The sequence below is a fragment of the Acidobacteriota bacterium genome, from assembly GCA_026393675.1.
Lineage (GTDB): Bacteria > Acidobacteriota > Vicinamibacteria > Vicinamibacterales > JAKQTR01 > JBAXOX01.
In genome coordinates, this window is sequence record JAPKZQ010000042.1 from 47,693 (window position 1) to 62,861 (window position 15,169).

Annotated in this window: 9 protein-coding genes; 8 read left to right on the forward strand and 1 reads right to left on the reverse strand. The window is 64.2% G+C overall.

Annotation, left to right across the window (positions count from 1 at the left end):
- Positions 1-4: 4 nt before the first annotated feature.
- From NT151_10460 to NT151_10470, 3 genes are read left to right on the forward strand one after another with little or no spacing between them, the layout of a single operon-like run.
- Positions 5-730, forward strand: coding sequence for a glycine cleavage system protein H (locus NT151_10460; GenBank protein MCX6539335.1), 726 nt, complete (start codon positions 5-7; stop codon positions 728-730).
- Positions 723-1,079 (forward strand): hypothetical protein, encoded by a 357-nt coding sequence (locus NT151_10465; protein ID MCX6539336.1) that lies wholly within the window; start codon positions 723-725, stop codon positions 1,077-1,079. Before NT151_10460 ends, NT151_10465 begins: the two co-directional genes overlap by 8 nt.
- Complete coding sequence (locus NT151_10470) at positions 1,051-1,824, forward strand: glycine cleavage system protein H (GenBank protein ID MCX6539337.1); 774 nt, start codon at positions 1,051-1,053, stop codon at positions 1,822-1,824. Before NT151_10465 ends, NT151_10470 begins: the two co-directional genes overlap by 29 nt.
- Before the next feature lie 231 nt (positions 1,825-2,055).
- Here the strand turns inward: NT151_10470 and NT151_10475 are convergent, their stop codons facing one another.
- Complete coding sequence (locus NT151_10475; protein ID MCX6539338.1) at positions 2,056-3,426, reverse strand: tryptophanase; 1,371 nt, start codon at positions 3,424-3,426, stop codon at positions 2,056-2,058.
- Between the two features lie 843 nt (positions 3,427-4,269).
- Here NT151_10475 and NT151_10480 point away from each other — a divergent pair.
- The 5 genes from NT151_10480 (at position 4,270) to NT151_10500 (ending at position 15,155) form a co-directional block, all read left to right on the forward strand.
- Complete coding sequence (locus NT151_10480) at positions 4,270-7,590, forward strand: S41 family peptidase (GenBank protein ID MCX6539339.1); 3,321 nt, start codon at positions 4,270-4,272, stop codon at positions 7,588-7,590.
- Between the two features lie 17 nt (positions 7,591-7,607).
- Positions 7,608-8,636 (forward strand): DUF5924 family protein, encoded by a 1,029-nt coding sequence (locus tag NT151_10485; GenBank protein MCX6539340.1) that lies wholly within the window; start codon positions 7,608-7,610, stop codon positions 8,634-8,636.
- A gap of 326 nt (positions 8,637-8,962) precedes the next feature.
- Positions 8,963-10,297: a sigma-54 dependent transcriptional regulator gene (locus tag NT151_10490; GenBank protein MCX6539341.1), complete on the forward strand. Its 1,335-nt coding sequence runs from the start codon at positions 8,963-8,965 to the stop codon at positions 10,295-10,297.
- Positions 10,294-12,717 (forward strand): HD domain-containing protein, encoded by a 2,424-nt coding sequence (locus NT151_10495; protein MCX6539342.1) that lies wholly within the window; start codon positions 10,294-10,296, stop codon positions 12,715-12,717. The genes NT151_10490 and NT151_10495 overlap by 4 nt, the downstream gene beginning before the upstream one ends.
- Positions 12,714-15,155: a diguanylate cyclase gene (locus NT151_10500; protein ID MCX6539343.1), complete on the forward strand. Its 2,442-nt coding sequence runs from the start codon at positions 12,714-12,716 to the stop codon at positions 15,153-15,155. The genes NT151_10495 and NT151_10500 overlap by 4 nt, the downstream gene beginning before the upstream one ends.
- Positions 15,156-15,169 lie beyond the last annotated feature (14 nt).

The window sequence follows — 15,169 nt, forward strand, 5'->3', positions numbered from 1 at the left end:
ACGCATGATTCCGCATGACATCCTGACGCTCTACTCGGCGAAGATGATCGAGTACGGCATCGCGATTTTGTTCCTGCTGTTGTTTATGCCCTTCTGGAAGTACGTGCAGGGGCCGAGCGCAGCCGCCGTCCTGGCACACGCCAGGGTCCGCCAGCCGGCGACGACGGGGGCGGACTGGTTCCCGATCCCGCTGGATCGCCTCTTCCACCGCGGCCACGCGTGGGCCCGTCCGGAATCCGACGGCCTGGTCACTGTGGGTCTCGATGGATTCGCCGCGAAGCTGGTAGGGCCACTCGCGGCTGTCGCGCTGCCCCAAGTGGGTGCCGCCGTCGGTCAGGGCGAAAAGGCCTGGCGACTGATCGCCGACGATGGCCGCGCGGTCGAGATGCTGTCGCCGCTTGACGGGACCATTGCCGAGATCAACACCGATCTGGCCAGGGCCCCGGAAGCCGCGCAAGTTGACCCCTACGGCCGCGGATGGTTGTTTCGCGTCCGGCCGCAGAGGCTCCGCGCCAACAGCACCAGCCTTCTGTCGGGAACGACGGCCAGACGCTGGATGGACGAGGCCGTCGCCGGATTGCAGCGCACGCTGTCGCCGGAACTGGGCGCCCTGGCCCAGGACGGCGGCGTGCCGGTGACCGGCATGGCGCGCATCATCGACGCGGAACACTGGGACAACCTCGCGCGGACGCATTTCCTCACCGACGACAAGGAGGACGCCAATGCGTAACCTCCGCTTCGGGACGGTACTGGTCGCCGTGACCCTCGTCGGCCTACTCGCCACTGCCGCGGGAATCGCGCAGGGCCGACTGCCCAATCTGCCCCAGCCATTCACCTTTGCGCAGACGGGAGACAGCCCGGGAAAAGTCACGTTCAATCACACGTCACACGTGGATGAGAACGCGCCCGGATGCACCGCGTGTCATCCCAGGCTGTTCAAGATTCTGAAAGGCGGCACCGCCGCCGACGGCAAGACGATCACGCACGACGCCATGAAGCAGAGCCGGGCCTGCGGCGCGTGCCACGACGGCAAGAAGTCGTTCGGATTCGATGACTGCACGACGTGTCATCGCAGTTGAGAGTCACCAACGGGTCAGTGAGAAAGACGAGGAGATCATGGACACGCTACTGAGCGTCCTGGAATCAGCGGCCATACTGGTGGCGGGACTCACCGTCAGGGTGGGCCTCCTGCTGCTCGTGCTCGCCGTCCTCTCGGTGCCGGTGTTCCTGTTTCTGACGGGCATGAAGGGCGTCGACGCCATCCGGCGGCGCCTGGTAGGCGTGATGCGAGTCGGCCGCCTGTTCTGGAGCGACCAGGTGTACTACGCACCTGGTCATACCTGGATTCGCCCGATGTCGCGTCAGCGGGCGCTGGTCGGCATCGACGACCTCGCGCAGCGCCTGTTCGCCGCACCGATGGGATTGAAACTGCCGCAGCCGGGCACCGAGGTCCGCGAGGGACAGCCCATCGCCGAGGTCCGGACGGCGGGCCGCCGCGCCGCGATCATGTCGCCGATTTCGGGCGTGGTCACGCGCGTCAATGAAGCGGTGCGCGAGGACGCTTCCCTGGTTCACCGCGATCCGTATTCGCGGGGCTGGCTGTTTGCCGTGATCCCGTCCGATACGGCGTTTCAGAAACTACCGGCGGGCCGGACCGCGAGGGCCTGGCTGTCTGAGGAGGAACATCGGCTGTCGCGGTTCTACGAGACCCAGTTGGGCATCGCCGCCGCCGACGGCGGCGACTTCGTCGAGCATCCGCCGGCGCTGCTCACCGACGAGCAGTGGCAGGCGCTCACTCACGAGTTCCTGGCCAATCCGTCCTAGTCGGATCGGCACGGGTGTGACCCGGAGACGTGGCAGCCACGGGAATGGCGTGTTCCCTTGGGAAGGTCGGCGGTCGCGTCTTCGGGTCAGTTATTCGGTTGCGAATCAACGTAGAGACCGGCACGGTGATGGGGCTGTCCCAAGGAGTGCAGGGGCTTCCTGGGTTTTCTCCTCCACCCACCAGGGGGCGCCTCCCGAGGGCGGCTCCGTCACCGGCCGTCGACAGCAGATTCAGGCTGGCTCGAAGCGCGCGGTGAAGTGCCGCAAGGCCCTGGGGGCCGCGACCAGTCGATACCCGCGAAGCTCGTCGCGGCGGGACGCGACATGGATGACGGCTTCGGCCACATAGTCGATGTGCGATTGCGTATAGACCCGACGCGGAATCGCCAGCCGAACCAGTTCCATTGACGACGGCACCTCGGTGCCATCCGGACGCATCCCAAACATCACCGTCCCAATCTCGACCCCGCGGATCCCCGCCTCGACATACAGGGCATTCGCCAGGGCGATGCCCGGATACTGCAAGGCCGGGATGTGCGGCAACAGCATCTTGGCGTCGATGTAGATCGCGTGCCCACCCGGGGGACGGATAATCGGCACGTCGGCCGCGATGAGCTTCTCGCCCAGGTACTCGGTGGATCGAATCCGGTAGTGGAGATATGACTCGTCGACCACTTCTTCGAGACCACGGGCAATCGCCTCGAGGTCATAGCCAGCCAGACCGCCGTAGGTCGGGAAGCCTTCCGTGAGGATCAGGAGGTTGCGGGCGGCCTCGGCCCACGCGTCGTTGTTCATCGCGAGGAAGCCGCCGATATTCGCCAGACCGTCCTTCTTGGCCGACATCGTGCACCCGTCGGCCAGCGAGAACATCTCCTGCGCGATCGACTTGGGCGTCCGGTCCGCATACGCAGGCTCCCGGAGTCTGATGAACCAGGCGTTCTCGGCAAATCGGCACGCATCAAGAAAGAACGGCTTGTTGTACTTGTCGCACACCTCGCGCACGGCTCGCAGGTTCTCCATCGACACCGGCTGTCCGCCTCCCGAGTTGTTGGTCACCGTCACCATCACCAGGGGCACCAGGTCTCCGCGTTCGCCCAGGAGTCGATCAAGCGCCGCGATGTCGACATTGCCCTTGAACGGATGAAGGAAATGGGGGATGCGACCCTCTGGGATCACCAGATCGACCGCCTCGGCCCCCTCCACTTCGATGTTCGCCCGCGTCGTATCGAAGTGGTTGTTGTTCGGCACCACCTGGCCGGGTCTGAGAATCGTGTGGAAGAGAATCCGCTCGGCGGCCCGCCCCTGGTGCGTGGGAATGATGTGCGTAAAGCCGGTCAGATCCTTGACCACCTGCTCGAAGCGATAGAACGACCGGCTGCCCGCATACGACTCGTCAGCCTGTATCATCGCCGCCCACTGCATGGCCGACATCGCACCAGTGCCCGAATCGGTCAGCAGATCGATCAGCACGTCTTCGGCGCGCAGCCGAAAGACGTTGTACCCGGCCGTCCGCAGCGCCTCGGCTCGATCCTCGCGGCGCGTGAACTTGACGGATTCGACCGACTTGATACGGAACGGCTCGATGATGGTTCTGAAATTCATGGTTGTATGACTATAACGATTCCTTGTCACCAAGTGGGTGATTGGTGAATCCTACATGTAACAACCATTCCCGGAGTGATTGTTACAATGTCGGCGCGGGCTCACGAATGTAATAATCACTCCGGGAGTGATTTTTTCAGGGAGTTCAGGGAATGCCACTCTTCGAGTATCAGTGCAAAACGTGCGGACATCGTTTCGAGGCGCTTGTCATCGGCACCCGGCAACCCGACAGATGCCCGCGGTGCGAGGCGCCCACCATCGAGAAGCAGGTCTCGACGTTCGGGGTGGGGGGAACCAACGGTGGCTATGGCACCAGTTCGCGGCTCGGATCGAGCTGCGCGCCTGGCGGTGGTTGAGGGATCTAGTCGCGGGCCGTGCGCCCGTCCGTACAAAGGAACCCGCGGGTGGCTGACCCCACCCGCGGTTGTCAAGGTGCCTTGGTGGCCTCAGAGTACCCAGGTCAGACCCATACGATATTCGACCGAGTCCGCGGCGATAGTTGCACGGTGGCCTCCACACGACATCGGGGTGATAACGGCGGCTTCGACCGGCCTTTGCGGTATGCCCACCAGGCCGTCTGACCCTCGAACCGCCCTTCTCACTCCCCGGCGTCCGTCTTCTTCTTTAGCAATCCTTGTGGCGGATCGCCCAGCCAGATCAACTCCGACCCATGTGCACAAGTTCCGTGGCATTCCGCGCTTTTCCCAGTTTGACGCCGCGGCGTCTGCCGTCTCGGACACACACCAATCGGGGCGAGACTCAAAATCGAACACCGCGGATGGTGGGATCCCCCGGCCGATTCGGCTAGCGAGTATAGAATCAGATCACGGAGTGACCGCCACCATGAGAAAAGCGCTCGTACTGTTTCTATCGGTGTTTACGCTGACCGCCGTCGCCAGCAATCTCGCCCAGTCGCCCGCGTCTCCGGAAGCCCGGCTGCTGCGCTTTCCGGCGATTCACGGAAACCAGATCGTATTCTCCTATGCTGGCGACCTCTTCTCGGTCCCAGCCACTGGCGGTGTGGCCCGCCGCCTGACCAGCGACGCCGGCAGCGAGATGTTTCCGCGCTTCTCTCCCGACGGCAAGTGGCTGGCCTTTACCGCACAGTACGACGGCAACACCGAGGTGTATGCGATGCCCGCCGAGGGCGGCGTGCCCAAACGCCTGACGATCACGGCCACGCTCGGGCGCGACGACGTCTCCGACCGCATGGGGCCGAACAACATCGTCATGGGGTGGAAGGATCAATCGCACATCCTGTTCCGGTCCCGCCGCATCGAGTGGAACGACTTCCGCGGCCAGCTCTATCTCGCCTCGCTCAATGGCGGCGCGCCCGAGATGCTGCCCCTCCCGCGCGGCGGCTTCGGCAGCTATTCGCCCGACGGCACCAGGCTCGCGTACAACCGGGTGTTCCGCGAGTTCAGAACCTGGAAGCGTTACCGTGGTGGCCAGGCCGACGATGTGTGGGTGTATGACTTCGCGTCGAAACAGACGACCAACATCACCAGCAACGAGGCGCAGGACATCATTCCGATGTGGAGCGGGAACAGGATCTACTTCCTCTCCGACCGTGATCGGCGCCTGAACCTCTTCGTGTATGACTTCGGCACAAAGCAGACGCGCCAGTTGACACGCTTCACCGATTACGACTGCAAGTTCCCCTCGCTTGGCGACCGCGCCATCGTGTTTGAAAACGGCGGGTACATCTACACCTTCGACCTCGCGACCGACAAGACCGACAAGGTGTCGATCGTCATCCACGAGGATTCCGACAGCGGCCGAACCACATTGGCCGACGTCAGCAAGAACATCACGAACTACGAGATCGCTCCCGACGGCAGCCGCGCGCTCTTCGGGGCGAGGGGCGACGTGTTCACGGTGCCCCTGAAGAACGGACCGACGCGAAACCTCACCAGGACACCCGGCGTTCACGAACGGGGATCGAAGTGGTCGCCTGACGGCCGGTGGATCGCCTACATCTCCGACGCCACCGGCGAGGACGAGATCTACATCCACCCTCAGGACGGCAAGGGCTCCGCGGTTCAAGTGACCACAGGCGGCGACGTCTACAAGTACCAGCCGCTCTGGTCGCCTGATTCAAAGAAGCTGCTCTGGTCCGATCGCAAGCAGCGGCTGAGCTTCGTGGATCTCGACACCAAGGTGACGACCACGGTTGGCAGCGCCACGGCGTTCGAGATCACCGACTACGCGTGGTCGCCAGACAGCAAGTGGGTCGCGTACGCGCGGCCGGAAGACGCGGAAATGGCGAAGGTCTGCCTGTACGGCCTCGAGACGAAGCAGACGCACGCCGTCACCAACGGCTGGTATCCCTCCTACTCGCCCGCGTTCAGCCGCGACGGCAAGTTTCTGTTCTTCGTGTCAGACCGGACGTTCTCGCCGAGTTATGGCGAGGCCGAGTTCGAGCACATCTACCAGGACATGGCGCGGATCTACTTCGTGACGCTCGCCAGGGATACGAAGAGTCCGTTCGAACCGAAGAGCGACGAGGTCAACGTCAAGGACACAGCCGAGTCGAAACCGCCCGCGGCGAAACCGGAGGAAAAGGCTGCGGCCAAGCCCGACGCCAAGCCGGCGACGCCAGACGCCGCGGCCGCCAATGATGCGACGCCGGCGGTGAAGGTGGATGTCGAAGGCCTGCAGACCCGGATTGCGTCCGTGCCGACCCCGCCGTCGGGCTATCGCAACCTTCAGTCGGTGGGCAGCCGTCTGTTCTACGTGCGCCAGGGCGCGAAGGACGCCGGGCCGCACCTGTGCGTGTTCGACATGGACAAGCCGGCGGAGACCGACCTCGGCGGGTTTGGCGGCTTCGAAATCTCCGCCGACGGCAAGAAGATGATGGTGCAACACGACAGCGCGTACGCGATCCTCGATCTGCCTTCTTCGAAAATCGAATTCAAGGATCCGCTCAACCTGGCGGATATGAAGGTGACGCTGGATCGGCACGCGGAGTGGCGGCAGATCTTCAACGAGTCGTGGCGGCAGATGCGCGATTTCTTCTGGGCGCCCAATATGGGCGGCGTCGACTGGCCGGCCGTGCGCAGGGCGTACGAGCCGCTGGTGGCCCACGTGAACACGCGTGCGGACCTGACGTACATCATCGGCGAGATGATTGGCGAGTTGAGTACCGGTCACACGTATGTCGGCGGGGGTGACCTGCCCCAGGCCCCGCGTGTTCCTCTGGGGTTGCTTGGCGCCCAGATCGACAAGGACCCCGCATCAGGCTATTACCGGATCAGCCGCATCCTCAAGGGCGAGAACTGGACGAAGGACCGCCGGTCGCCGCTGACCGAGATCGGCGTGACGGCCAGACCAGGCGACTACATCCTCGCGGTGGATGGCAAGCCCGCGAACCAGATGGCCGACATCTACGAGGCCCTGATCGACCGGGCGGGAAAACAGGTCACGCTCACGCTCAACGGATCGCCGGCGACAGCCGGCAGCCACGACGCCGTCGTCGTCCCGATCGACAACGAGGTGCCGCTCTACTACTTCAACTGGATCGAAGACAATCGCGAGAAGGTCTCGAAGGCGACCGGCGGACGAGTCGGCTATGTGCACATCCCGGACATGGGACCGGGCGGCCTGAACGAGTTCGCGCGCCAGTTCTACCCCCAGTTCGGGAAAGAAGCCGTCATCATCGACGTGCGCAGCAATGGCGGGGGCAATGTCTCTTCCATGATCGTCGAGCGGCTGCTCAGGCGGCCGGCGATGATCGACATGGCCCGAAACACATCGGCGACCACAGATCCGGGAGGCCTCATCATGGGGCCGAAGGTCGCCCTTGCCGATGAGTTCTCCGCGTCTGATGGCGACATCTTTGCCTACCGGTTCAAGTACTACAAACTCGGGCCGGTCATCGGTAAGCGCACGTGGGGTGGCGTCGTCGGCATACGCGGCACGCTACCGCTCATCGATGGCGGCGTGCTCAACAGGCCCGAGTTCTCTCGGTACGACGTTGCCGGCACAAGCTGGGTGATCGAAGGTCACGGCGTCGATCCCGACATCGTCGTCGACAACGACCCGGCGAGGGAATTTGCCGGCGAGGACCAGCAACTCAACAAAGCCATCGAGGTCATCCTCGATCTGCTGAAGAAGAGTCCGGCCAAGATTCCGCCGCCGCCACCCTACCCGATCAAGAAGTAGGAAAGGCATCGGACCGCATGCGTCGGGTTGTGGAGCGGATGCGCGGCTGGCAGGGACTGGCAGCACGCCACGAGGGGCTGCTCTGGTGGATCCACAGCCTGTACGCGCTCGCGCTTGGCGTCGTGTTCATGTGGCTCGGCGCGCGCAACTTTACGTGGCTCCGGCTGGCCGCCCTGCACATCATCGTGATCTGGGGCGCCAGTCTCGCGCTGGCCAATGTCATCGACCGGCCCGGCCACGAGTCCGTATGGTGGCACCGGCTGCGCCTGGTCATCAACTACGTCACCAAGAACTTCTATCAACAGATCCTGTTCTTCATCCTCCCGATCTACTACGGGAGCGCGACGTTCGGTTCCCGCAACATGGCGTTTGTCGGGCTGCTCGCCGCGTCTGCCGTGATGTCGACGCTGGACATTGTCTATGACCGGCATCTCTCGACGCGGCGGGAGCTGAACGCCCTCTTCTTCGCATTCAACCTGTTCGCCGCCGTCGCCGTCGCCCTTCCGATTCTCTGGAGCATCAGCAATGTGGCGGCGCTTCGCATCGCGTCGCTCGCCGCGGTGGTCGGCTATATCACCATCGCCAGGCAGCCAACTGATCTTGCACGGCGACGGACGTGGACGGCGAGCGCGGCTGGCGCAGCCATCCTGCTGGCGCTCATCCAGCTGTTGCTGCCGTTTGTCCCGCCTGCCCCACTTCGGTTGGCCGACACAGCGTTCTCGCTCGCGTTCGACCGCCAGGGTCTCCGCGCCATCACGCCTGTCGTCAGCATCTCGCCGGCCTGGACGGGACGCGTGTTCGTGGTGACGTCGCTCCATGCCCCGCTCGGGCTCAAAGACACCGTTGAGATTCGCTGGTATCGCGGCGCGCAATTGCTCTGGAGTTCCCGGTCGGTCGACGTCGTAGGCGGCCGGGAGCAGGGATTCCGCCTCTGGAGTTCGGTGATGGTTGCCGAACCCGGCGATCCGGGAGCGATGAGGGTGGACGTGGTCACCGGCGCGGGCCAGTTGATCGGGCGGGCCAGTCTGCCGATTACCGACCAGTAAGTTTCTGACTCCAGAGACCTTCGCGCCTCAAGTCTGTGCGACTTCTGCCGACCACATGAGCAGGAGGTGCACACGAACCAGTGCAACAGGTGCCTTCGAGCCGACGCAGATACTGCCCGATCAGGTGTCATCTGGCCGGACGGCGATGTCGTGTTCTCATACACTTTCTGGAGCCTCGGGCCGATTTCTGGCCACATTTTGTGTGGCGATGGCCGGAAGAACTCGCTCCAGTGTCTCGAAAACTGCCCGGTTTTACCCGGAGTGTCCAAGACTGGTACGCGTGGCACGTTTCTTGGACACGAAGTCACCGAGCAAGAGACTGATCTATGTTGAACAGACTACCGACACCGCTCGTTCCGACCCCTGTGGCGACCATCGATAACGGCCGGGCCACGGCGCAGACGCGAACCCGTTTCCGGGCACTGGTCCAATCGCCGTTGCGGGCCGGCATTCTGCGATATCTGCACGCCCGGCCGCACGAGGGATTCGACCTCGAGTCGATCATGGCGACATTTGGCCGCCTCAGAAGTGACGTCGACAACTGCCTCCGGGAACTCGTCGCGTCCGGCCTGGTCCAGGCTGATGGCAGCCCGGCCCCGTTCTTCACGGCCGTCATGCCCTCCGAACCGGATATGGAGCGGGTCCTCGACGACTTTCTGACAGACAAGCAGAGCGATTCGATCGAGGACCGGTCACCGTCGGTCCAGCGATTCCGCGAGATGATTGGCCGCGACGAGAAGATGATGATTCTCTTCGAGTCGATCCGGACCGTGGCCAAGACCGATCTCTCGGTGCTCATCCTCGGCCCGACCGGGTCCGGCAAGGAAGTCGTGGCCCGCATCGTTCATGAGCTCAGCAGCCGCCAGCACGAGACGTTTCAGGCGGTCAACTGCGCGGCCTTGCCTGATTCGCTCTTTGATTCGGAGGTCTTTGGGTACGAGCGGGGGGCGTTTACCGGCGCCTACGAACGAAAGCCCGGCCGCATCGAACTCGCCAACCAGGGCACGCTGTTCCTGGATGAAGTGGGCGACCTGTCACCCATGGCTCAGGCCAAGCTGCTCAGGGTCGTCGAGGACCGCCGCGTCGAGCGTCTCGGGAGCCGGTCGCCCACCGACGTCGACTTCCGGTTGATCTGCGCGACCAGCCGCCCGCTCGAGGCGCTGGTCGGCGACGCCGCCTTCCGCGAGGATCTCTATTATCGAATCAACGCCTTCACGATCCGCCTGCCCGCCCTGCGCGAACGGCCGATCGACATTCCGGTGCTCGCGGAACGATTTCTGGCCCGGTATTGTGCGGCCCACGGATTCCCCCTGAACGCGCGGAAACTGGCCCCAGATGCCATCGATCTCATGATGGCGTACCCGTGGCCCGGCAACATCAGGGAGCTCGAAACGACCATTTCACGGGCGGCCCTCTCCGCGCGGGACGGCTTCGTGCACGCGGCGGATCTGCAGTTCCTCCACCCGGCGCTCGCGTCGGGCCGGTCCGAGCATGCCGCGCTCCTCCCGATGAAGGACGTCGAGCGCGACCACATCCGCAAGGTGCTCGGCGCGCTGAACTGGAACAAGAAACGCACCGCGCAGATTCTACAGATCAGCCGCGAGACGTTGTATCGGAAGATCGCCGAGTACAACCTGGCTCAGGACGGTAGCCGCACATGAGTCTCAGCCCCCGCGGTCAACGTCGCTTCCACCTCGCGTTCGTGACGCTCGTCTTCGTACTGGGCTTCGCGGCGTTGGCGGATTCGATCTGGCGCGTCGATTTCGACATCACGAAGGCCCCTTCATACATGTGGATTCTGCTGGCGATCCTGGTGTTTGCCAGCGGTCGATTCGCCGTGAAGGTTCCGGCGATGGCGGCCAGCATCGGCATTTCCGAGGTCTTCCTCTTCAGCATGGTCATGATGTACGGCAGTGCGCCCGCCGTCATCACCGTGGCGGTCGACGGGCTCGCCGTCTCGTTGATTCGCCGGCATCATCGCCCGAAGCTCGTGGCCTTCAACCTCGCGGAGCCAGCGCTCTCGATGTGGGTGGCCTCGAAGCTTTACTTCGCGCTGGCAGGCATTGGTCCGCTGTCTGCGCTGCCCCCCAGCACGGTGGTCACCATCGCGCAAGTTGGGCTTCCCGCCCTCGCGCTGTGCGCTGTGTACTTCCTGATGAACAGCTGGCTGAACGCGATCGCGATGACCTCGGAATCGGGCGCGTCGCCGTTTGCCATGTGGCGCAAGTACTTCCTCTGGGTATCGTTGAACTACTTCGGCGGCGCCTCGATCGCGGTGCTGCTGTCGGTCAATGCCCGGACGGTCAACACCTTCGTGCTGCTGGTGGCGATTGTCCCACTGATCATCGTCTCGTATTACATGTTCAAGTCGTCGATGGGCCGACTCGAGGACGAGAACATCCACCTGGGAGAGGTAAACCGCCTCTACCTCAAGGTGGTTGAAGCGCTCGCCATGGCCGTTGACGCCAAGGATCAGGTGACGCACGGGCACATCTGCCGCGTGCAGACCTATGCGCTCCAGCTCGCCAAGACGCTCAATGTTACCGATCCGAAGGAGATTCAGGCCATCGAGGCTGCTGCCCTGCTCCACGACATGGGTAAGCTCGCCATCCCCGAACACATTCTCAACAAGCCCGGCAAGCTGACGGCTGACGAGTTCGAGCGGATGAAGCTGCACGCGCCGCTCGGTGCGGAGATGTTGTCCTCGGTCGATTTTCCGTACCCCGTTGTGCCCATCGTCCGGCACCATCACGAGAGCTGGGACGGGACCGGCTATCCCGACGGTGTCAGTGGAGACGCGATTCCGATTGGAGCGCGCATCCTTTCGGTCGTCGACTGCTACGACGCGCTGCGCTCCCACCGCCCGTACCGCCGGGCCCTCTCGCCGGCTCAGGCGATGGAGATTATCAAGGAACGCCGGGGCACGATGTACGATCCGACCGTCGTCGATGCCTTCGCGGCGCTCCAAGGGGCGATCGAGGCGGAATCGGTCGAAGAGCCCTTGCCAGCCGTCCTCGACCAGTTCTCCCAGGTGGCCCGCGAGTCCTGCACAACCGACACGCGGCCGAGTCCCGTGCCGCTCGAGTTGCGTCTGTTCGCGACCAACGGTCTGCTCCGCCTGTACGACCAGATTTCGACACTCGGTCCAGACGCCAACCTCGCCGACACGTGCGACGTCGTCGTCAGGTATCTCAGGCGCATGGCCCCAGCCGGCCTCGTCGTGTTCTACCGGAAAGACGACACCACTGACGAGATTGTCGTCGAGCATGCGTCGGGCTTTGGCGAGGCGCTGCTGCCCGATCTCCGCATCGAGGTGGGTCATGGCATCAGCGGCTGGGTCGTGGCCAACCGCCGGTCCATCCTGAATGCCGACCCCGCACTCGACGTGGGCCCGCGCCTCGACGAACTCAACCCGAGATTCCGCAGTGCCCTGAGCATCCCGCTGACGCCTGGCACCGAGACGACCGGCGCGGTGACGCTGTATTCAGACCAGCCGAATGCGTTCACCGACGATCAGCGCCTGGCCATTGAGATGATCAGCGGGGCGGTTGCCGAGGCGATCCAGCGTGCCTACCGCCGTACGCTGGCGATGGCCGGGCATGGATCCGTGCCGGCCGGCGTACCGGTGGTCACCGGCGCCATGGAGGCGATCCTCGAACGCGACGTGTTCTGGAGAGGCTCGACCGGACGCAATCTCGGCGTCTTGTGCGTGCGCGCGATGGGAGGCGACGGCCTCATGGACCACGCGGCGGTTGCGGTGAGCCAGGCGACACGCATCGCGGATCTGATCTTCCGGCCAAGCGACCAGGAGCTGGTCGTCTTGATGCCCGATTGCGAACCTGCCGCCGGTCAGATCATCGTTGATCGCATCGGAGTTGCCCTGCCGCGGGCGGTCGTCGCACGTGCCGACCTGCCGCCTCTGCTTCAGATGGCGTTCGCCTGCGGCCCGTACGATGGCGACACGGTGCGCCAGTTGCTGGCCGTGGCGCGGCGACGCATGGACGAGGCCGGGCCCGCGACGTGTGGGATCGAATCGACCGTCGAAGTACCCGTCACCCGCGCGGAGGGGGAACGCGCATGACCAAACAGACCCCTTCGGCTCACGTGTCGGCCGACCCGAAGCCCCGCGGTAGCTTCCGGTCCCAGCCGCCAGTCGTCAGGGCGTACGTCTCGATTGTCGTCGTGGCGGGCGCGGTCGTCGTCGTGGCGGGTGCGGCCGTCGTGGCCTTCAGTTTCGCAAAGGGCCTGCCCGGAGCACTCGCGACGTTTGTCGGTCTGCTCGCCGTGTCGGTGCTCACCTCGGCCATCAAAATCTCTCTGCCACTGGCCGCCGGCGGATCGAGCCTGTCGTTTTCCTATGTGGCGAACTTCGCCTCGGTGCTCGTCCTGGGAACATGGCCGACGGTCCTGATTTCGGCGGTGACCGGGTGGAGTCAGTGCACGTTCCGGATGCATTCCCGCAACCCGGTGCACAAGACCCTGTTCAGCATCGCGACACTGGCCCTGTCGGCCGCTGGCGCCGGCGTGGCTTATCAGCTCGCCCTGCCCCCGCTCGTACACTCGTGGTGGACCCAGATCGGGGCGGCCGCGACCGCGGCGTCGGCCTATTTCCTGATCAACACGAGCCTGGTCAGCCTGGCCGTCTCGCTGACGTCCCGGGAGCCCGTGCTTCCGGTATGGCAGAAGAACTTCCTCTGGAGCGCGCCAAGTTACTACATCGGGGCCGGCCTCGCGATGGTGATCGCCCAGTTGTCGGAGAGCGGCCTTCAATGGTGGGCGGTCATTTTCTCGTTGCCGGTGTACTTGACGTACCGCAGCTTCCGGGCCTACTCCGATCGGATCGCCGATGAACAGCGGCAGGTCCGCGAACTTGCCGATGTCCAGCTGGCGACGATCGAGGCGCTTGCCTTGGCGATCGAAGCCAAGGACCGCACGTCTCACGACCACCTGCGGCGGATGCAGGCCTACTCGGAGGGATTGGGGCGGGCCATCGGTCTCACGGAACCCGAAATCCGGGGCATCAAGACAGCGGCCATGCTCCATGACATTGGCAATCTGGCCGTCCCCGAACACATCCTGTCGAAGACCGGCACGTTGAGTGACGAGGAATACAGCCGCCTGAAGATCCACCCGAGAGTCGGCGCTGAGATCATCAGGTCGGTGCCCTTCCCCTACCCGGTGGCGTCGCTGATTCTGTCGCATCACGAACGCTGGGATGGACGCGGCTACCCCGAAGGCCTCAAAGGCCACGAGATTCCCGCTGGCGCGAGAATCCTGGCGGTTGCCGACTGCTTTACCGCCATGCTTTCCGGACGGCCGCACCGCCCGGCGCGCACCTACGCCGAGGCCATCGCCACGCTGCGCGAAAACGGCGGATCGGCGCTCGATCCCACCCTGGTCGAACGGTTCATCGAAGTCCTGCCTGACGTGGAGTATCAGCTCCACGGCGGCAAGTCGCTCACCGACGCCAGCCGGACGACGTCGAAGACCGCCGGAACCGACAGGGCGCTCACCGACATCGCGGGAGCCCACCGCGAGGAGCAGATGCTCCACGACATCTCCCAAGCCCTGAGCGCATCGCTCCGCGTATCGGACACGCTCGCGCTGGTGTCGTCATCGATGGTGGAATGCGTGCCGTTTGTCTCGTGCGCGCTGTTCCTGTTCGACGAGGAATCCCAGTTGTACCTCTGCCGCCACGTCGCCGGCACCCAGCACGACGGGATCCGGGCGATGGTGGCCGCTCAGGTTGAATCGCTGGGCGAAATGCTGCCGGCCCAGCCGATCCAGGGGCGGACGCCGGGCACGCCTGGTACGCGCATCCAATCGGCGCTGGTATCGCCCCTCCAGATCGAGGATCAGACCATTGGCGCGCTCGCGCTCTACCACACCGACAGAGATGCGTTCACAGCCGACCATCGCCGGCTGCTCGGCCGGGTAGCGGCGCAGGCCGCGACCGTCATCGCCAACGCGATGGTGTTTGAACGCGCACAGGAACAATCGCTGACCGACGTGTTGACCGGGCTACCGAACCGGCGGTATCTCGACCGTCAGTTTGGACAGGAACTGGCGCGCGCACAGCGTCAACAGGGACGTCTGTCGCTGCTCGTGCTCGACATGGATCGCTTCAAACAGATCAATGACGGGTTCGGTCATCAGGCCGGCGACCGGGCACTCAAGGAAGTGGCGCACGTCCTTCGATCCAGCCTCCGCGTGTATGATGTGTGCGCGCGATTCGCGGGCGACGAGTTCGTGGTCGTGCTCGGTGACTGCGAGCCGGCCCAGGCCGAACGCCGGCGACAGGAGCTGCAATCGGCCATCGCGGCGTTGCCCTTCGAACCCGCGCCGGGCCACGTGCTGCAGCTCGGTGTGAGTATCGGCGTCGCGTCGTTCCCGGAAGACGGCCAGACGGTCGACGAAATGGTGGCGATTGCTGATCGTCGCATGTATGCCGACAAGGCGAACAGGAAATCGACTCCCGTTGGTGGCCAGGACATTACCCCCGGACATCTGTGGCCGTAAGTCCTGAACCGCGG

Bases quoted from the DNA above. Each gene is read 5' to 3' on its own strand.
- NT151_10460 (MCX6539335.1), top strand. From the start codon at position 5: ATGATTCCGCATGACATCCTGACGCTCTACTCGGCGAAGATGATCGAG.
- NT151_10465 (MCX6539336.1), top strand. From the start codon at position 723: ATGCGTAACCTCCGCTTCGGGACGGTACTGGTCGCCGTGACCCTCGTC.
- NT151_10470 (MCX6539337.1), top strand. From the start codon at position 1,051: ATGACTGCACGACGTGTCATCGCAGTTGAGAGTCACCAACGGGTCAGT.
- NT151_10475 (MCX6539338.1), bottom strand. From the start codon at position 3,426: ATGAATTTCAGAACCATCATCGAGCCGTTCCGTATCAAGTCGGTCGAA.
- NT151_10480 (MCX6539339.1), top strand. From the start codon at position 4,270: ATGAGAAAAGCGCTCGTACTGTTTCTATCGGTGTTTACGCTGACCGCC.
- NT151_10485 (MCX6539340.1), top strand. From the start codon at position 7,608: ATGCGTCGGGTTGTGGAGCGGATGCGCGGCTGGCAGGGACTGGCAGCA.
- NT151_10490 (MCX6539341.1), top strand. From the start codon at position 8,963: ATGTTGAACAGACTACCGACACCGCTCGTTCCGACCCCTGTGGCGACC.
- NT151_10495 (MCX6539342.1), top strand. From the start codon at position 10,294: ATGAGTCTCAGCCCCCGCGGTCAACGTCGCTTCCACCTCGCGTTCGTG.
- NT151_10500 (MCX6539343.1), top strand. From the start codon at position 12,714: ATGACCAAACAGACCCCTTCGGCTCACGTGTCGGCCGACCCGAAGCCC.